The sequence below is a fragment of the Bacillus songklensis genome (assembly GCF_042649685.1).
In the GTDB taxonomy this organism is placed as follows: domain Bacteria; phylum Bacillota; class Bacilli; order Bacillales; family Bacillaceae_H; genus Bacillus_BA; species Bacillus_BA songklensis.
In genome coordinates this window covers 22,490-41,913 of record NZ_JBHRZT010000001.1, presented here as the reverse complement: position 1 = coordinate 41,913, position 19,424 = coordinate 22,490, and the positions used below count along the sequence as shown (strand labels likewise).

The 19,424-nt window shown below is 36.0% G+C and carries 15 protein-coding genes and 2 pseudogenes; 5 read left to right on the top strand and 12 right to left on the bottom strand.

What is annotated here, in order from left to right; genetic code table 11:
* Positions 1 to 893 precede the first annotated feature (893 nt).
* From ACFOU2_RS00165 to ACFOU2_RS00145, 5 genes and pseudogenes are all read right to left on the bottom strand, one after another.
* A pseudogene (locus ACFOU2_RS00165) lies at positions 894 to 1,262 on the bottom strand (C40 family peptidase); the annotation flags it as partial.
* A 147-nt stretch (positions 1,263 to 1,409) separates the two neighbouring features.
* Positions 1,410 to 1,928, bottom strand: coding sequence for an HNH endonuclease signature motif containing protein (locus ACFOU2_RS00160; protein ID WP_377911113.1), 519 nt, complete (start codon positions 1,926 to 1,928; stop codon positions 1,410 to 1,412).
* Positions 1,929 to 3,119: 1,191 nt separating this feature from the next.
* Positions 3,120 to 3,686, bottom strand: coding sequence for a hypothetical protein (locus ACFOU2_RS00155; protein WP_377911111.1), 567 nt, complete (start codon positions 3,684 to 3,686; stop codon positions 3,120 to 3,122).
* Positions 3,687 to 3,709: 23 nt separating this feature from the next.
* On the bottom strand, positions 3,710 to 4,219 hold the full coding sequence (locus tag ACFOU2_RS00150) for a hypothetical protein (protein ID WP_377911109.1): 510 nt from the start codon (positions 4,217 to 4,219) through the stop codon (positions 3,710 to 3,712).
* 548 nt (positions 4,220 to 4,767) lie between these two features.
* Positions 4,768 to 5,742 carry a hypothetical protein gene (locus tag ACFOU2_RS00145; protein WP_377911107.1) on the bottom strand — a complete coding sequence of 325 codons (975 nt, stop codon included), beginning with the start codon at positions 5,740 to 5,742 and terminating at the stop codon, positions 4,768 to 4,770.
* A gap of 2,447 nt (positions 5,743 to 8,189) precedes the next feature.
* On the opposite strand from ACFOU2_RS00145, the gene ACFOU2_RS00140 reads away from it, so the two are divergent.
* From ACFOU2_RS00140 to ACFOU2_RS00125, 4 genes are all read left to right on the top strand, one after another.
* Entirely contained in the window at positions 8,190 to 8,702 is a 513-nt protein-coding gene (locus tag ACFOU2_RS00140) for a hypothetical protein (protein ID WP_377911105.1), read from the top strand.
* 213 nt (positions 8,703 to 8,915) lie between these two features.
* Positions 8,916 to 9,209 (top strand): hypothetical protein, encoded by a 294-nt coding sequence (locus ACFOU2_RS00135; RefSeq protein ID WP_377911103.1) that lies wholly within the window; start codon positions 8,916 to 8,918, stop codon positions 9,207 to 9,209.
* Positions 9,210 to 9,637: 428 nt separating this feature from the next.
* Positions 9,638 to 9,844, top strand: coding sequence for a hypothetical protein (locus ACFOU2_RS00130; protein WP_377911101.1), 207 nt, complete (start codon positions 9,638 to 9,640; stop codon positions 9,842 to 9,844).
* A gap of 194 nt (positions 9,845 to 10,038) precedes the next feature.
* Entirely contained in the window at positions 10,039 to 10,506 is a 468-nt protein-coding gene (locus ACFOU2_RS00125; protein ID WP_377911099.1) for a UPF0158 family protein, read from the top strand.
* 384 nt (positions 10,507 to 10,890) lie between these two features.
* Here the strand turns inward: ACFOU2_RS00125 and ACFOU2_RS00120 are convergent, their stop codons facing one another.
* The 4 genes from ACFOU2_RS00120 to ACFOU2_RS00105 form a co-directional block, all read right to left on the bottom strand.
* Complete coding sequence (locus ACFOU2_RS00120; protein WP_377911097.1) at positions 10,891 to 11,493, bottom strand: hypothetical protein; 603 nt, start codon at positions 11,491 to 11,493, stop codon at positions 10,891 to 10,893.
* Between the two features lie 60 nt (positions 11,494 to 11,553).
* On the bottom strand, positions 11,554 to 12,765 hold the full coding sequence (locus ACFOU2_RS00115; protein WP_377911095.1) for a hypothetical protein: 1,212 nt from the start codon (positions 12,763 to 12,765) through the stop codon (positions 11,554 to 11,556).
* A 390-nt stretch (positions 12,766 to 13,155) separates the two neighbouring features.
* Positions 13,156 to 13,713: a hypothetical protein gene (locus ACFOU2_RS00110; protein ID WP_377911093.1), complete on the bottom strand. Its 558-nt coding sequence runs from the start codon at positions 13,711 to 13,713 to the stop codon at positions 13,156 to 13,158.
* Complete coding sequence (locus tag ACFOU2_RS00105; protein ID WP_377911091.1) at positions 13,697 to 14,161, bottom strand: hypothetical protein; 465 nt, start codon at positions 14,159 to 14,161, stop codon at positions 13,697 to 13,699. The genes ACFOU2_RS00110 and ACFOU2_RS00105 overlap by 17 nt, the downstream gene beginning before the upstream one ends.
* Positions 14,162 to 14,369: 208 nt before the next feature.
* Here ACFOU2_RS00105 and ACFOU2_RS00100 point away from each other — a divergent pair, with 208 nt between their 5' ends.
* The gene (locus tag ACFOU2_RS00100; protein ID WP_377911089.1) at positions 14,370 to 14,492 is read left to right on the top strand and encodes a hypothetical protein; all 123 of its coding nucleotides are present in this window, start codon (positions 14,370 to 14,372) and stop codon (positions 14,490 to 14,492) included.
* Between the two features lie 344 nt (positions 14,493 to 14,836).
* Here the strand turns inward: ACFOU2_RS00100 and tnpB are convergent.
* From tnpB to ACFOU2_RS00085, 3 genes and pseudogenes are all read right to left on the bottom strand, one after another.
* Positions 14,837 to 15,880, bottom strand: a pseudogene (tnpB, locus tag ACFOU2_RS00095) (IS200/IS605 family element RNA-guided endonuclease TnpB); the annotation flags it as partial.
* Positions 15,881 to 16,246: 366 nt separating this feature from the next.
* A complete protein-coding gene (locus ACFOU2_RS00090) occupies positions 16,247 to 16,864 on the bottom strand; it encodes a hypothetical protein (RefSeq protein ID WP_377911087.1) in 618 nt (205 codons plus the stop codon).
* A 918-nt stretch (positions 16,865 to 17,782) separates the two neighbouring features.
* Complete coding sequence (locus ACFOU2_RS00085; RefSeq protein ID WP_377911085.1) at positions 17,783 to 19,321, bottom strand: hypothetical protein; 1,539 nt, start codon at positions 19,319 to 19,321, stop codon at positions 17,783 to 17,785.
* Positions 19,322 to 19,424: the final 103 nt, after the last annotated feature.

The window sequence follows — 19,424 nt, the reverse complement described above, 5'->3', positions numbered from 1 at the left end:
ACCCTTCCGCAATGAAGCGCAGTATATCCGCAGTCTCTGGTCGATACCTTCGGTGACGTCCATCTCCCACATAAGGAATGTAATCAATAAAACGATCTCTCTGTCATTGAATAGTCCATATAGGTTCTATGTCTCTATCAAATGTTTTTTGCACCAGAACCGTTTTATGCAATGCCTCTTGAACTATCAAAGTCGATATAAAAAGCGCGCAGAGCAACCTAACGCTTTTTTTACTTTGGATTCACAATAACTTAACAATTACTGGATAAAATATATCTAAATAAGCGAGGCGTTAGCAGTAAAACACCTCTTACTGCACGTGACTCAGAAAATAAGCCCTGAAAAGGGCTTTTTGCTTTTCCCAAGAATCCGTTAAATTTTAATATTGATTTTACATTAGATAAAAAGAACAACAGAACAGTCGATCCTTTTACCAATCTTTTTCAACGCCACCCTTTTGTTGGAGAAGAGATGTATTTATTGAATTAGTTATATCCACTAAATTCTTCCTGTTATCCATAAGAAAGCCGGGACAAGGTTTCCCAGTCTCTTCACTTAATTTAAAGGCCTTCTTCCCCTTGGTTTTCTAAACGACAAAAGTCCGATTTAAATTAAAAATAGATTATGTATACTGGATATCCACGATTGTATCAAAAGGGGGGATTCAGTGAATTGGTTACAGGATGTTGAGATGATTGTAGCCACTATTGTTGGAATCATCGAGATCATAAAATACTTCAAAGAAAGGAACATAAAAAAATAGCCTCATCATTAGGGATAAGGCTATGGGTTAAGTGAAATAAGCTTCTTCATTCTGAACTTTCTACAAGGTCTTAGAAATCAATCATTCTTAATTGAACTTTTAAATGGAGCAAAACCACCATTCATTCCTTTTATATTCTTTTCACACGTCCATTGAATTTTTCTTTCCAGTAACCTTTTGACATGTCAGCAATGGCCACACCGGTACGTGACTGCGCCCCTATGAATTTCCCATCTCCAAGATACACCCCAACATGACCATCTATTTTTATAAGTATCAAAGAATACAAGGTCCCCTGGCTGCATTTGGCTAGGTGATACAGGCTGTCCTAAATGTTTCAATGTTTCTGTGCTGGTAGAAGTTAAAGGACCTAGACTCCCAGTTTTGCAAAAACCCAATGCACAAAACTGGAGCAGTCAAAGCGACCTCTAGTTATATCGCTTTGATTTCGCCCTCCGCCGAACACATACGTTGAATTTCCGATCCATTTTTGTGAGACCTGCACAATTTCTTCCGCACTTCCGCTAAGATTTCCCAGGGTACCGTTACTGCCTTCTATCACAATATAGCCTTTTACGTATTGATCGGCGAAGCCGAGTACATTTTCTACGTACTGATCAGAATGACGGCGCTCCATCTTATTCTTTTAGACTAAAGCAACTAAATTACAAACTTTACGAAATTGGTTTAGTTTCTTCAATTGTTTTCCATCCAATTGAAGAAAGTTCCTGTATCGTTCAATCGTCTTTTTATTTGTAGCATGGATTAGTTTATGAACCATTTCATGTACAATTACAAGGTTGTTAAATTCATCAGTTCCTTTCATATGTCGAGGTAACTTGTGATGACAGTGTACTTCCTCTGCTATAAGAAATCTCCCTGTCACCGCACATTCACCAAATTGCATAGAATATTTTGAAATTCTATTATCTGCGTATTCTAGTTTTCCCTCTTCATGAGTTGTTTGCAACATCTTTTTAATTTCTGTTGCAATATCAGCTTTGAGGTTTTTATGAATTTTCAACCGTCCTTTATTTGTATAGTCACATATGTCTTGACTAAATTTCATGGCGTTTTTAGTTTGAATATCTGCTATGGGAAATAAATAAATACCATTAATTTCAAATGTTTTAAAGTTATTTTTGTGAAGACGTTTATATGTCACATTTGGTTTAATTGGTATTCCATATTTCCCTATTGATTTCAGACGATTATGTAGAAATCAATTAAGACGATAAGCTATTTTTGTAAAGTCTTTATTCACATGTGTAGCTATTTTGTAGTAGTTTTTGATACCTAGAACATATGCATTGTAATGGTTTATAGTTTTTGGTGAAGGATTCTTTTGGATTTTGCATATAAGTTTCTTTACTTTCTTCGTGATATTGTCTTGTGTCTTCTTTACTACATGTGTATTTGCTACATATTTTTTATGTTTGGATACTGCTTTGAGAGAAAAACCTAGAAAACTAGACTCTCTTTTTCTTAGATTTGTAATTGTTGATTTCTCGGTTGATATATCAAGGTTTAGTTGATTTTTTACGATATGCTAATAGATTGTTGTCTCTCGATATAATATGTTCATATAATCTTAATCCTTTAGTTGCATTGTTTTTACTTCGCTCATAAAGGTCGTCAAATATTCCTTGCATGTTGTAATATTCCGCATGTCGTAAAGTTGTACTCACCGATGGATTATTGCTCCTTTCTTCCGAAAAGTCCCATCATCTTACTCGATCCTGTAAGTTTCATTTAGTTGATTTAGTTTTCAAAGAACAAGACTTGGGACTGTTCCTCCATTCTCGTTATAAGAATTTCATTGGTCGTATCCCTACTTTTACAAGAATAAAGTCATTTCGGTCTGTTACCTTATAGACACCATCCCGATAGTAGTCGTTTATATGGATGTTTCTTGCTTCCAACGTTCCGATTAACCTAGCTGTTCATATACCCGTAGGTGCTTGCTTTGAGCCTGTCAACACTATATCCTCTTGGTTAGATATCCCGAATTTCCTAGGTACTAATCGTACTTTTCGGTGTTTGACCCTGCATTCGCAGTTTGCGCCTTTCGATCACAATAGATTTTTAGACCCGTACATTCGCAAGTTCGTCAGCCTCAGTGGGCATTCTCACCATAGATATTTTATAGCACCCCGACCTATCATAAACCATATCCTGTTTAAGTGACTTAGGTTTCTTTCAGTCGACTTCACCTAGCTTCATACAATTTTGGACTACTATCCTTGATTGCATGTAGGAGTATTAGGTAACTCGTTTCAGTTCAACATGACGACTTTCATTCCGAGTTTCGGTTAATCAGTTGTAATTTTCATTCGAAAACTCTCCTATTTCGTGCTTATGCACTTATAAGGAAACGTTTCGCACAATACCAATCTTCCGTTTCTGACATCGTTCCATCCACGGATTTCGCTTCACCTATCACCATCACATTCCACCGAACGACCATACTACTTCGATTGACGACTGGTGTAACCTGTGTTTCTTTTACCGTCAGATAAGACCGTTCAAGGGTTTCTCGCCTTCCATTTCGTTGAACCTTTTCATATAAAGCCTCGGTCATAAAAGACTTGCTGTCTTCCAAATACTTCATTGGCTTATCTGCATTGTACGTATGAAAAGCTGTGACGAATTGAACAGCGATTTCCCTCGTAGCTTCCAGCGTTTCTTCTGAAAATTTCTCGGTTTGGTCATAGTCATTATTTTGATCCTCAGACGCAAGCTCTGAATCAACCTGTTCAGTCGACTCAGTTGCCTTTTTGGTTTCAATGACTGTGACTTCTGCTTTGTTCATGTTGCGGAGAATCGTCGTAACGGTGAACCCTACTACAAGAAAGACCGCAAGAATAAAGAGAAACAGTTTGATGCGGTCACTTTTACTATTTTCAAAGTTCCATCCAAACATATACGTCCCTCCTTTTCACCCCCCTACTCTTTTTTAGAACCGTTTCGTTCATCGATTTGCTGCTGCGCCTCCCATTTGGTAATAGGTTTAGAAGGATCGATTTTCATACTATGGGTACGCTCTTTATCTTCGTCCTTCCTCTCATTATGACGATTCACTTGTTGGGAAGCAGTTTCCCTTGTGATGATATTCTCTTGAACACGCCGATCTGTGTCTGTCACGGTCGCCTTCCGATTAGTAGCTTTTTTACTATTGCTTTCATGATGCTCACGATTGGTCATATCTTGAGTCGCTTCTCGCTCAGCATCTCTTTCAATGACTCTGCGTTCGGTTAGCTGTTGGATTTGCTGGTCATTGCTGCGGTCTTCACTTTGACGATCCATCATTTTATGATTTCTTTGACTTTGCGAACGATCTGTAAGCTCTACATCACGCATATCTGATTGTTCTGTCCTAGTATCCGATTCTCGATGTGCTCCCTCTGAATTTCGACGATCTACTAACGGAGCATTGGCAAGGTTTCCAGTTTCCAAACGGCGACGACGTAATTCATCAATAGATGTGACATTTCCATTTTGATTACTGGATCCATCAGCTGTTCATTTCCAACCGGTGCATGGTCCATGGCTGTACGATTTTGAAGTTGATTTTTAGGTTCTGGTGCAAAAACCATTTAATAGGGATATAGAACCTACATAGCCTGTTCAATTTCGGATTATGATGCAATTCCAAACAAGTTATGTACAAAATCAATTAAAATTTATACATAAACTATTTCGAATAGCTTCATGATACAGAAAAAGTGATTCAATCAGCTCCTATATTCTCGAAAATTTATTTTTGCACCAGAACCATCATTTTCATTTATTTCAAGTAGTACTCGAACAGTCGGACAACCGAGATAGCTAAAGCTAATTCTTGTCCGAAGGCGATCCATCCCCACTCTATTCATTTGGCTATCGTCCTTCTCATTCCTTGAGGATGGGGTCTTCTCGCCTAATTAAGATAAAAAGAACACAAGCTATTAAGCTTGCGTTCCTCCAGTCAAATAGACAATATATATATTCTTTTTGTATTGTTCCTACTCTTGGTCTTCAATAGTAGGAAATGTTAAAAGAGATGGAAGATCATCTTCTAGCAATTGAGCACCTTGTCTCTGTACATGCATTAGTTTCTTTTTCTGTTTTTCTATCTTCTCTTTTAGCTCTTCCCGTTCTTTCTCCTTTTTAGCCAACTGTTCATTTAAAAGAGCCATCTTTTCTACCACCTGGCTTACTTTTAGTTTTTCAATGGCCTGCTCAGCAGTAGCCGCTGCTTCTTGTACTACTAATCCGATTTCTTCTTCTGATTTTCTCTCCTGCTTAAAAGCTGAGAGTATGTTCCCAAGAATCCCTTGGTTTTTAGGAATATTACTCTGCGTTCTCCTCAAACTTTGGTCGAGCATTTTATAGTATTTTTCATCCGATCTTATCATTCGTTCTTCTAATTTTAAGTTAACTTTATCTTTCTGAATTCCTTCAATATCCTTTTCACAGTGAAGTAACCTATTTTCATAGTCTTTTAATAGCTCTTTTTCATGGTTGACATGAATCCAACTATTTAGCACTTTAAAGTTATGCTCCATCGCTTGAAGTCTTTCGTAAAGATTACTTTGACTTGCAGGAACTTCAGGATTATTCGAATTATTCTCCAATATCCTAATTGTATGCTTATCTGACGAAGACAAAGCTCTCAAGCCAATCTCATAAGAGATATCCGCGATATTTCTACTTGTTTTTTCCACTAAGATCAGAATCATATGTAGCTTAAACGTACTCTTGTAATTCATCCTATAGAATTTGCCCATTCTCTCAGGCTCTATGTAATCAATCAATTCTGTCCGAAAATAATTCCGTATGGTTGAATCCGGTCTCCCTATAATCTTCCCTGCTTCTACAGTTGAATAAACCAGTTCTTTGTCCATGGACAGAATTCCTTTTGTAAAAAGCTCCTTTTTCAAGCCCGCCTTCACAATCGTCTTATATAAAGCATCATCTTCAAATTCTTCTTCAAGCAATTCCTTCATATCCACTGATCCATCACCCCCCAGCTATACTATATAAATCTATAGTAGTTTCAAAGCGTTGTTTTTTCAAGTACTTTCGGAGGTTACAGACATTCGGACGATTCATAGCGGTTACGCTATTTGGACGAAGCGCAGACGGAATCAAAAACTATTAACCATTTGAAATTTATTTAATCAAAATACAAACATATTTATAAAAAAAAACGTTCAATTAATCGTCGTCCAATTGTCCAACAAACTATCCTCAGCGCGTTACAACTCTAAAGTTGTAATTCGTCCATCTAATGATAGCGACTGATATAACAATATATTTACCGTTAATAAGCAATCTACTGTTTAAAATCGCTTGCTTTAAATGATTTTAATACTGCTACCGATTAACCGTTCGTTAGTGGATTGTCCTTAATTCATATATAGCGCATTGTAGCTAAAAAAGCTTCATATCGTCCAAAAATGTTTAGCGCTATTATTATCAAGGCTTTTGGGGCTAACATTCTGAAATGGAAATTCTCCGTCAAAATTTGAAGAATCATCGAAGTATTATGACCCTCATTGCATGCTTAGATACAAATGAGGGAAGAATGAAAAGAGGCAAAAATTTTTAATTTCTGAAAATGAAAGCTCGACTGCATATGAAAAAGGCCGATTAATTAGAAGGGAAACTCCAAAAGCTGCTTATTATTCTCGTCTGATAGGCAAAGTGTGTTGGACGTAGTTTTTGACGTAGAGAACAAATAACAGTCTAAATATAATATAAGGCGAGGAGATGTTTCAGAAGCATCAATTGGAATTTGAAAGCTTTACAACATCTATGAGGATCGCCACTAACATGACTTCTGCTTGTTCAAAGGGCAAACAACTACATTCTTTGAATAATGGTCAAAACAACTTCGTATCCGTTATATAGTTCCTTTAAACTTTAAGGCATGTTCACATATTACAAGAAGGTCAACATCAATTCCAACAATTAATGAAATTAGAGAAGAGATACTTCGGGCGAAGACTGTATTCTTTAAAAATAAGTCTCTTCGCAACGTAAAAGCTTATGTAATATACAACATTTTACCAAAAGGATTCTTCCTAAGGCTATTGTTTTCACAAGCGAAAGACAAAATAACACTATTACCGCATCCACATAAGAGTCGTTAATGTGTAAAAACACCCTCGAATTAAATGCTTTACTTACAATCCTCCATTTCAGATAGGAGATTTACAATTGATCCACTCGTGACTTGACAATTGGATTTCTTGATAAACAAAAGCTAAAAGCTACCTATAACCATCGAAGTAAGGCTCAAAGTTAAAACGCGCTATAGCTCTTCAGTTGTACTGCGTCCATTTGTTTATAGCTTCATAGATTCAAAGGATTTTAGCCAAGGGCTTCTACCCATTTTTTAATTTTCATCTCTGGTATTTCAAAGAGTTACAATGCGCTATAACTCGTTAACTGCGTAAGAAGATAAACACTATGCTAACTATAACTCTCAATGGATAGTATAGATTAAACTCTAAGTATTTATATAAATATTTATAACTTCATTTATAAATATTTATATAAATATAAATATTTATATTCATTTATATAAACATTTATATTAAAAATTACAATAAAGTTCAAATAAATGTTTATAGTAAAACTCCATTATTGTGTAATTGAATAATTAGAGTTAAAAATGAATCAATTATTATAAGAAATTGTTATTTATTTTTTAGAGGAATGAAACAATATCCTCAACTATTAAAATTTGCTTCTTTATCTTCCATGGAAGAATAGAATTTCTTCTATAATCTGTAATGCCGCACCGGGACATTATGGACGAAGGGGGAACGATTCTTCAACAAGAAGGAGGATTTTTTTCTTATCGAAAAATCGGTGCTTGGTTGAACAAGGATTTATGATCTGCGGAAAGAATTATATTAGGCAATTCCATAAAGAAAGAGATACATGAACCAAAGGAGAGTACCCATGTCTAAGCTAGGCGATTTAGACCATGCGGTATAAAACTTGAGAAAGTTACTTATCGACGCGTTACACCACCGTCTCTCACGCAGAACTTGCTGATTGGTGTTATACCTACTGTAATGATTATTGAAGTAGCTTGGACACTCCAGAAGAAACAGAATATGAAATGATAAGGGTCTTTTCGTAGCGATAAGGACCAATGGGGACAATTTCTATCCAACAAATATTCTTTTTCAGAATTCCAGGAATTGGTTTTCATAATTGTAAAAATGCCTCAAGAGTAGCTGTAAAACTGCTTGGACAAACTCGCTTAATCCCCATAATTAAAAGGTTCCTTATTAAGCAAATCATGACGATTGCTTAATAAGGTGATTGCTCTTTTGCTGCACGGTGCAGAATAGTTGAAGAAGATTAAGAAATAACGGAAAATAAAACCAGTGGTTAAGTAATTAATATATGAGGGGAGTAAAATGGCATGGCTGATATTGATGATGAAACAGCGTACGAAAATAATCAGCTGAATTTTTGGTTTTGTGAGTGTACAAAAAAACCGATTTACATGTATAGTGTCGACGGTGAATATAAAAAAACTTTAACTGATTTTTGGAAAAACTATAACCGTTTCCCCCTAAAAGTTATCCATAATTTTGTAAGAGAAGTAGATGATTTAGATAGTGATGATAAAAGGTATACATTCAACATTGATCAAGTCAATTCGATAGATGAACTGGAAAATCTCCTCGATGATATCGGATGGAAATTAACCGATGATGACTTTTTCATAACCAACTCATCAAAGCAAATAAAATTTAAAACAATCGATAGAGGACTCTTAAAGGGCAAAGTATCAGCACAGAAACCTATTTTCGAATTAGGGCCGGGTGAGACCTTAACAGAAGTGATTTTACATGGCTATTCTTTTTTAATAGGTACAAACGCTGCTAACTTATCCTCAAAAGAACGAGTAAAAGAAATTATCCTACGTTGAAAGATGTCCATATTTTGCTTTCTTCAACTAATGGGGGCAAGAGTTCTAGAACGGGAGTTGCGGCGATTCCTTTTTTCTTGTTCAACAAACGGGGTAGGTCAGTTAAATAAGGATTTTGAGGTAATATATAAATATTACATATTATATAAGTGAATTAGCTAGAAAAAGGATTGTTAGAAGGGTTGACTTTTTTAAAGTTTAGGGGGGATCTGATTGTTAAATGAACATATTAAAGGATTAAGTATTATTTCATCTTTATTAGCAATAGCAGGGTTAGTTCTGATGTTTTCAAGTATTTCTTTTGGAACTTCTCTAGGGAATTCCTGGCTTCTTAACCAAGAAGATGGCGTCGCTGATACTAGCCAATACAACATGATTGTTGAAACTTATAAAAATAACTTTGTAATTATTGGCAGTATACTGTTTGGTGCAGGTCTACTAACAGCTATACTTACTTACTTTACATCCGTATTATTCGTAAAAAAGGAGAACAAAAATATCATCTAATTGTTCTTCAACAAACGGAGCAGGTTGGTTTAAGAAAGAATATTAATATGGGTTGGGGAACTTATCTCGTTAAATGAAACAAAATCAGTTATACAAACTTTCATTCAGAAACAGTTAAACATAGAAATTTTAAAACCAAAATTGCATTGTGTTCTGGTCTGGCAGGGGTAATCTCATTAGATTTTGCTGGGGTAATATACTTTTTATAAAGATGATAAGTTTTAGTTGTTCTACTATCATAGAAGAACGGTAATTCTTGCATAATCTGTGGTGCCGCAGTGCGGCATGGTTGGCTAACGGGGGCGTTTCTTTAAAAAGGAAGGCTCTTTTTCTTATTGAACAAATGGGACAGTTTAGTACAATATGGATATCATTAAATATAAGTAAAATTTCAGATAAGATTAGCTATGCTGGAAGGAACTGATTAAATGCTATCATTTTTAAAAAAACAACAGAAAAAAACTCAGGCAAAATTATTTCAAAAGGCACAATTGTTAATTGCTGAAAACAAGACCCCAAAATTCAGGTTTGAAAATCAAGAACTCATTATTAGGCGTGTGGGTAAAACCAAAGTCATTGGAAATATAAACCAGGAAATGATAGGAAAACTAAATACTATATTTAAAGATAGTTAAAAAGAACCTCTTGATAAAATAAACATCAAGGGAAAGACGCTGATACAAATATAGGACGCAGCTAAGGTTGAAGCAATTTTGTTAAACTCCTATATGGAAGGAAAGATTTTCTTCCATCATCTGCGGTGTCCCGAAATCTGGCATGGCGAGCTAACGGGTGGCATCGGTAAAAGATTATAGAGGGGGAATTTATTATGAGTATTCAAATAAGGCTTAAAGATATTATTGAAGAAATGGAAATACAGTTTGAAGCGTGTCGGACATTTCTAAATATCAAAACCGGTGAAATAATTTCGGTAACTGAAGATGACTTGAGAGCTGCTGAAGATGAAGAGCCATTCGATCATCTACCTGATTGGCAACAAGAAGATTTAAAGGTTGCTAACGATGTCGTTGAAAACTTTGAGAATTACAAAGAGCTACCAACTAAATATGAAGTCAATGAATATGAAATCATGGAAGATTTCTGTCTAACTGTTAGAAATCCAAGAAAGCAAAATATATTATTAAAGTCAATTAAGGGAAAGGGTGCCTTCAGAAGATTTAAAGACAAAATAATCGATTTTGAAATTGAAGACCAATGGTATTCATTTCGTGATGAACGATTTAAAAAAATTGCAGTTGAATGGTGTCGAGATAATAACGTAAATTATATAGGATGAATGAATAATCAATTTAATCAAAACGTTGTCTAGGATAATTTTTCCTTTTTTCCATTGTTTTACATTACCTGAATTTTTACAGGGATGAAAGGAATATTATTTCACGAAGAAGAAAACTTTACTCTTATGATTATCGCCAGCCGCAGGAGTAAAGATGGCCATATGTTTAACAGTAGTCTTTTGTGTGTAAAATCCCACGGTTCCACTTTTGAACCGCTTCCATTTATCACAGACATCTTAACACCTTCACGTGCTTCAAGCAAGAATCTTCCCGCTGAGAGAGGTAAATATGAAGGATAGATAACAGAGAGGCCTCATCTATCCATCCTTCATTCAGGACATCGCTATCATATATTCTATTTCCATCTAAAGGGGATAAGCCCTTCACCCAAATAAATTTGTTCTGCGACGGGCTGATTTTGGTCCCTCTTTAAGCTGGTCATTTTCTGAGTGAACATCTTGTTTTTCCTCAGAAGAATCTTCCTGTTTAGGTGACTGCTCATTTGTTTCTTCTTGCTGCACGCCTAATTCGTCTTTGATTGTTGAGTCCTCTTCTTCAGCCAAAACCTCTTGTGGTCGTTCCGTTAAATGAGTCTGAGCAGGGGAGTCCTCCTCGGATAAAACTTCTGTCTGATGCGAAGATTCATTCTGATTTTGAGTAGAAACTTTTAACTCTGCTGGTTCCATAAATTCGTTTTTCTCTATTTTATTGTTGCTTAAATGCTTTACAGGTGAACTTATAGCAGCTTTTTCTATCGTTTCAGGATTTCGAATTGGAGCATGGCGATAATAAGAAAACCCTTGTTTGATGACCTGTTTTAAGTCCCTTATTCCATTTTCAGCAATTTCTTTTTCAATAAGATATCTTATCGATTCAGCAAATATACTTTGTTCATTTACCCATTCTAAAATCAGGGGAGATTCATCTTCTTTGAGCTTAAAGCCTACTTGATCCCCAGCCTTTTTTGTTCCTTTCTTACGCGGCATCTCGTACCTCCTTTAACAAAGGAGGTATGAAACCTTGCTGGTTTCATACCTCTCATTACTTCATACTTTTTCCATTTTCAAATCATCTAACATTGTGTCAAGGATAACCTTCAACCCGTCAACATTCATAAGAGCAGCATATTTCTCAGGAATCCATAAAAGTTTTTTATTTAAATTGTCGCAAAGCTCTTTTAAAAGAGGATAGAATTGTTCCTTCATTACAATACTACCGCCTCCATAAACTACGACTAAATCAATCTCGTTATCTACCGCTGATAAAACCTTAATAAATTCATCGTAAATGAAATCTGCCTCATTCTCTAATGCAGCCTCAAGGCTCTCAACTGCATCCTGATGATACTGATTCGTTTCGTCCTTGATATATTCGCTAAACTTTTGTCTTGTAACCTTTGTTAAGACCGCTTTCTTATCATCGTTTAAAAATTCAGCAATCGCTTGGTCAATTGCATGTCCTACCCCATGATTACAACCATGAACAAAGCTGTCTTCCAGATTGAACCCTTTGGTAATAGGGAAGTCCGTTGTTCCATCACCGATATCTATATGGCCAACGGTCTTTGTTTCTATATATTGACCGTCAATTTTCTTTCCATACAATTTATTAAAGTCTTCAAAAATATCGTCATTTCGATAATTCCCGTTGCCGTCATCTATCAATGCAAAGAGGCTCGGGCTACCTTCGGGAGCAACCTTAACTAGTTCGAAATCTAATTTCACCAATACGTCTACGTTATTAATATGTACAGTTATAATATGTTGGTTTTCAGTAAATCTCTTTGAAAAGGTACTAGAGTTTTCTGGACTCCATTGCTTTACGGGAAGAGCAGTGACCATATCAACCGTTACTTCAAGCTCTTTTGGAATTTCTTTGTATTGCTCAAAATAAATTTGAACCGCTTTTACTGCTAATGTACCTGTCGTATTGATAATGGGAAGGTCACTCGAATACTTTTTCTCAATTTTCAGATCCATATTTTTCGGTGTGTATTCACTTTTTATCGCTTTTTTACCAATGTAGTATTGTCTGTTTCTTCTAATAGCCTTTGAGGAAATGGTTACATTGATCTCCTCTAACAGAGTAGGAACGAGTTTCGCTGCATCAATATCTCTAAAGAAATCTTTTTTGGTCGGTCTTACGTAAACATTAGGTTGTCTAATTAATTCTCCATTTACATATAAAGCTTGCTCTGAATTACCATTGTCGTTTGCTACCAATAAATGAACCTTTTTAGTTTTTGGTGCTTTCGGCATTAGCCTTCCTCCTATTTTATGTAAAATAGTTATTTTTTCTTTTTTCATTTATATAAATGATTTTATAATAATCCACTTTATTTGTGAAGGATTTTGAAAGAAATCATAATATTTATATATTTATATAAACAAATACATAATTGAAGATTTTTCATTTATATATTCATTTGTTAATGAGAGGTTATTCCATTAATTATTCTTATATGTGTGACCCAAAATCTCCAACCATCCAGAAATCTCTGAAATATGGAGGAGAGGGGACTCCCAGCAAAATTCCGATAATGTCATTAAACTATTTACAGTGTTACACCTTGCTTGTCTCATTTTTGATTAATAAAAAATTAAAAGAAAACAAAAGAAAAAGAGATGCAGTAATCTGCTGCATCTCTTCTATTCCTCTTCCAGACAAGCAACAATATCTTTCATCAGCTGTCTGTGTGTCTTGCCTCCTTTTTGGCATTCCTCTACGAAAAACATGAAATCAATTTCCATGATTTTTTCCAATGTAAATGGATGGTTAGGAAAATGAATATCCATATCTGCCAGGGCCATTTCACCTCTTAAAGCCATATCATGGTGCATATAAACCTCTAAGTCTATATAGCTATTTCTTTTGCGTGGACTTATATAGGTTTGTTCCTGCAACCGTACCATATATTGAGTGTAAATGACTTGAAGATCGTTTTCTTTTTGAACCCTTGCTATAAATCCTTTGTACAGTACTAGCATCAATTCAGCCGGTGTAAAATCCTCTTCATACCGTTCGGATAAATCGTCACAAAAAGTCATGGCACGTAAATACACAGAAGAAGGGATTTCGAGCTCATACTTTACTTTAATACTCCGGTATAGCCGATAGCTTAAACGTTCAAAGAAATTGGGTTTCCCTTTTGGTAAGGCTTCTAATTCCCTTTGGATTAAATTATTCCGACTATACGATCTCAACAATTTCTATTCCCCCTGTTTCTGACCGTAATGCGGTTGCTAACATGCGATAGGCTGCTTCTCTTACACTACAATCCCATTTCACAGCATAACCAAACAGTGTATCATAGTCCTTCTGCTTGAATTTGGCGTGCACAAATTTTTTATCAACCGAGGAGTATTCTACCTCCTTAAAGTCCCAATTTCGGTTCATATATAGCAAGATGAAATTGGTGGCACATTCGGTTGTGGACTGATCTTTTATCTTGGCCAATAAGCGAATCTGTTGCCTCTCTGTTGTCGTTAAAGGTATTTTTACGTCAACTTTTGCGTCTGAACGCTTCTTTCGAGTCTTGGTTGTTTTATTCGGCTTTTGTTGATTTTGAGGTAGAGTTGATTTAGTAAGCTGTTGATACCTTAACCGATCGGACTCAATTTGTTTCCTGCTGTGCATTGGATTAACCTTGGACATCGCCTTCCTCCCTCTCCCATTTTTGGCTCCCCTCTCGTGCTTTAGCTCAGGGTCCGAATGTCTGCATTCCCATTGGTCTAAGAATATGAGAATAGGAGAGGGGTTAGAACAGCTTGTATGATTTTTTTATGTATAAAAAATAGTTTCATTGACCATAATAGATAGCAAGAAAAAATACACGAACATTCATCGAAGAGGAGGGGCCTACATGCCTGCTAAAAAGAGCAAACGTTCCAAAGAGGATGATGAGTTGCTTGCAAAATTCGTCAAACTTGCTATGAAGGATAAGGGGAAACTAACCCTAAAGGTAAAACCTAAAAAGGTTAAATAAAAAGGAGTATAAACGCCTCTCATCTGGCGCTGATGCTCCTTTTCCTTTTTTCGTTTTTCATTGACTACTCATAGACTAAACCGGATTCCCCCTTGATTTCTAAGGATAATAGGATTCTGCATGCTCGGAACCGGCTGTTCTTGTCTTTTGCTCTCCTTAATAGCAGACGAGGACGGCATGACTGGGGATAAGTGGTTTAATTCTTTTACCTGATTGGTAGAGGAGGCGGACTTCATTTTTTGTACGGGCTTGTCCCCAACTCTTTTTTCTTTTTTTGACTCCTCAGGGTTTTGCTCCAGCCAAAACAAATGTTGCTCCAGGTTCCAATCCGGGGAGGGAAGAGGGACGTCTTTGTTTTGATAGCCACAACTCGAACAAAGTTGACTGCTGGCAAAGTTTTTTGCAACGGTTACGACTTGTTTACCGTACCAATTTGCCTTGTATTCCATCATGCTTTTGAATTGTGACCAGGACACTTCACTGATGGCTTTTGCCAGATGATGGTTTTTCAACATGTTTGAAACGGGCAAATCTTCCATTCCGATGATGTCGCGGTTTTTGACCATTTCGGTGGAGATTTTGTCTAGATAGTCTTTTCTTGCATTGGAAATCTTTTCATGGATACGAGCGACTTTCTTTTTAGCTTTGTACCAATTCGCACCGCCTATGGTTCGTCTGCTCATTATTTTTTGTGCTTTGGCTAACTTTTGTTCCAGCGTGCGGAAAAACTTCGGATTGGAGTAAATCATCCCATCCGAAAGAATGGCAAAGTCTTTTAAGCCGACATCAACTCCGATAGCCGAATTAGTTTTGGGTAATTCCGTTACTTCCGATTCGGTGGCTAAAGAAACAAAATATTTGCCAGAAGGATTTCTTCTTACGGTTGCACTTAAAATTCGCCCTTCGACTTCACGACTTTTCGCAAAACGGACGTTCCCGAGTTTAGGCAATTTGATATAGTTGTCTATTACAGCTATATTTCCATTCGCTTGCTTTGTTGTATAGGATTGAACAGGATTCTTTTTTGACTTAAAACGTGGTTGTTTGTTTTGCTTTTTATAATAGCGGTCATAGGAATCAGCTAAATTCTCTACTGACTTTTGCAAGGCAATACTATCTACTTCTTTCAAAAAAGAGTAATGCTTCTTTAGCTCAGGAAGTGATTTCACTGTTTCGTATTTGTTTAAGTACTTGCCTTTCCAGTTATTCGCTGGAAGTTGGCCATTTTGAACCATTTCTTCACGGACATGCCAATAAGCATCTTTTTCTTTTTGCTTTCCCAGAAAAAAGTTAAAAACAAATCTTGAACAGCTGATGGTTTTGTTAATGAGTTCGATCTGTTTCTTATTTGGGTATAGGCGAAACTTGTAGGCTTTGTTCACTAGCATGGATCTCGCCTCACGAATTAGGAACATTTGTTCTGATTATACCATCAAGAGGATCATTTTGGCTAATGCCAACCGCCATTCATCTCCCATCTACTCGTTGGGCTGTGCCCTTCGCATTCCTTGAGGTAGGAGTCTTCTGTCGGAAATGATAAAGTATTAGGGGCTTAAAAAAAATTTGATCAAAAGATTACATACGAGGATTTTTGGATGTGAGTCCTCTTGACACCCCCAGTTCGGACTCAGTATCATCCTGCAACTGGAGGAACAAGATATTTGATTAAGAAATTCTGTCATAGCTATTGAAAAGGTTAAAAACTTTACTCTCCTGCAAGAAAGAACAGTAAGGTTATCACTTTTCTCGGAATGTTATTCCTCATACCTTGGAATAACCGTATAAAGAGGACGACCATTTAAAAGACCCTTAATCTCCTCGTTTTGAATATAGTCGTAGACTTCATGAGCAAATTCGAGTGATTCGTCCCTAGAAAGATACTTTTGGACTTTTCTCTCCAGGTGTTTAAACTTATTTCCGCCTTTAATTGTGGTCTCTACTGGGCCTTCCTCAATCTGGAACATGTATTGTTGATATTCTGTAAAGAAAATCTTTAAGCGTCGTCCTCGTTCAATACCATCTTTCACGGAACGACCCCAATCTTCAAATCCGGTATTCATTGATATTCCTATCCCATACCGTTGATGGAAGGTATGATTCATAATCGCATAAAGGATCGGCTTTATCTTTTTCTTCTCGATATACGCTCTGGCTGATGTTTTTCCATGTTCCGTAATGGTAATTAAGAGACGCCCATTATAGGTGTATTCCGAACCATCCGGAGATTTTTTATATACTTTATCACCCGTCAAAAGGGATTTTACATCCATTGTACTTTTTTGATTGACTGCCTTGTATATCTTTAATTCCAATTCTTTTGCTTTTGGAGTTCGATTACTATTATTGGAATGTCTTGTCTGTGGAGAGTTCATATTATCCCACCTTGTTATGTAATTTCATTTTTTCCTTCATCTGGAATCGTTATATATAGATTGTGGATCATCTAGAGCTTTATAAGGAGCAAATATTTGTAGGGTAATTATGTATTAGTTCACAATATTAGATTAAGGCTCCAAATTAATAAGTTAATCGAAAAGTTGTATTCAATCTATGAAAAATAAATATGAACGATTTAAAAGCCACTTTATTAACTCATATAGCATAATCCAATTATTACCGGTTATTAAAGAACGGCCTACTTCATATTTTATCAATGGATACTTATTTGTTTTGTTTCTTATATAAAAAATATAAGTAAAATCCTTTTATAAAGAATAATCCTTATATAGAGTGGTAAACCCATTGATATACCAGGGGTTACTTTTATTTAGAAAGTAAAAAAACCAAGTGGAACTCAGTTAATCATAAAAAAACCATTTTAATTTGGAGAAAGGTCATTTTATTCCTAAAAAAACTAACTAAAACTGAACCGCTTCATTGTATAAATAAACAAGTCGTGTAGAGAGATTCATTCTTTGGATTTTATAGCAACTGAGTTGATTATTATCCACAATATACACAATATATACAAAGTCAACAACTATAATTTTGTTTTTTTATGATTTAAACACACCTCTTCATTTGAATGAAATTATATACATCTAAAGTTGTCCTTCTTTTCCCTAATATTCACAATTTCTCACAATTTTTGTTTTGTTTTTTTATGTTTAAGTTAACGCAGGATGGATAAAAATCCGTCTTTTTTAATGGTGAAAGAACTTACTTACCGTGAAAATAACCAATGGCTATAAGATGTACATCAGAAAACATATCCATTCTTTTTTTAAATGCAAGACGAAGAGCCCCATCCTTTTTAGTGTTTTAAAAAGGGGAGGGGCACATAAGTCTATTTACAGTGAGAGCAGAAGATCTTCCAGCACTATACCATCCGGTAAATAGGCCATTGTATCTTTCGCCTCTAACTTTTCCACTTCTTCTAATAACCACTGACCGATATTTTTAACCGCTTCCCATTCTTCCCACTCAGGATGAGAGTGCCAAATATCCATTGCTTCTCTTTCAAGAGCCGCGTAAGAAACAGGGCACACCTTTTTACGAGCTGCTGTTTGGCGAATTTCTTTGATCATTGGCATGCGTTCAAAGAATTCTACGTTGCAATAATCAGTGTAAGAATATAAAGCTAAGGTCGTATAGTACTTTTGTAAATAAGAATAGGCTCTTCTAAACATTTTTCGTAAAGTTGTAGGAGCAAAAAAGCTCATGCGATTTATGAATTCATATATACGGTGTTCCTTTGCTTCACCTTTCAAGTGTGGAGCAATCCATTGATGGATTTTCTCTTCTCTGGCTAGGTTCTCAATGACTGCTCTCATCCGGCTTCTTGAGATGGATTCCATAAAGTCTTTTAAGCGCTCAGGGAGAAACTTATGCTCATTTACATATTCCTTTACTTTATGTAGAACATGACGGGCGATGACCTTTCCTTTGGGTTTTAGCGTGCTTATGACTTGATCCAGAAGGTCAAAGTTAAATAAAAAGTGCTCAGAAAGCCCCATTTTTTCCATTTCATGCTTAATAAACCTAGCAAATCGCGAAAATTTAATACTAGGTTGGATGGGAAAATGATATTTACGTCCTTTTTGATGAGGCAATATCAATTCGGGGTTCAGGACAAAATAAGCGATATGGTATTTACGTCCGCTCTTTTTGTATGTAAGTTGATCTTTGGGACGAGCCAGTAAGGGTTGTCCATTGCAAACTGGGAGAACAAGCAATTCTTCAATTAAGCGCTTGACATCGGAAGATTGCTGTTTATGAAGGAATTGTTTTAACCCTTTATGCATCATATTCTCATTTTTATCATTATCAAAATAGCGGAAAATAAGTTTATGTTTATCTTTACCTGTTTGTAAGAGTGCAGCAAAAAATAACTTCCAATGAGAAACTGTTAGGTCTGTAAACTTCTTTGTAAATATAATGGTAGGAGCTACGACGAAAAAGGTATCTTTCTCCTGAATTCGAAGCTGCACATCAAAGCGGCCATTGTCACGTTTATTAGAAAGCATGATGAGATTCAGCAGTTCAAATTTCTTTAGAGAGATCACAAAGTCATGAAAGGAGATGGGATCCTCATACCAGGCGCAAAGAGCATCATATAAAGATGCATAGTTCACATTATTAATTTCATATGTATTTGCGTGACACACTGTCTGTAACAGAATCGCTGTGTAAAAATCAGAACGGACTAAATGATGCAATAGACGATAGCGTTGTTTGGACTGCTCTTGATGCTTAGTAATGGGAAACATTTCACCCGATCCATATCGCAATTCAATATTAAACAGTGCATTCATAAAGCCGTAGTTAATGGTAATAGGCTCAGTCTTTTGTCCTTTTTCCAAACCAAAACCATTTGACAGTATGTCCATGAGTTCCACCACCTTTCTGTTGTTTTTTCCTTTATCGGCTGATTCTTATATCAAAGAGTAACATTCGACAAATCACGTTGTTGGTTTTTGAAACATTATAACA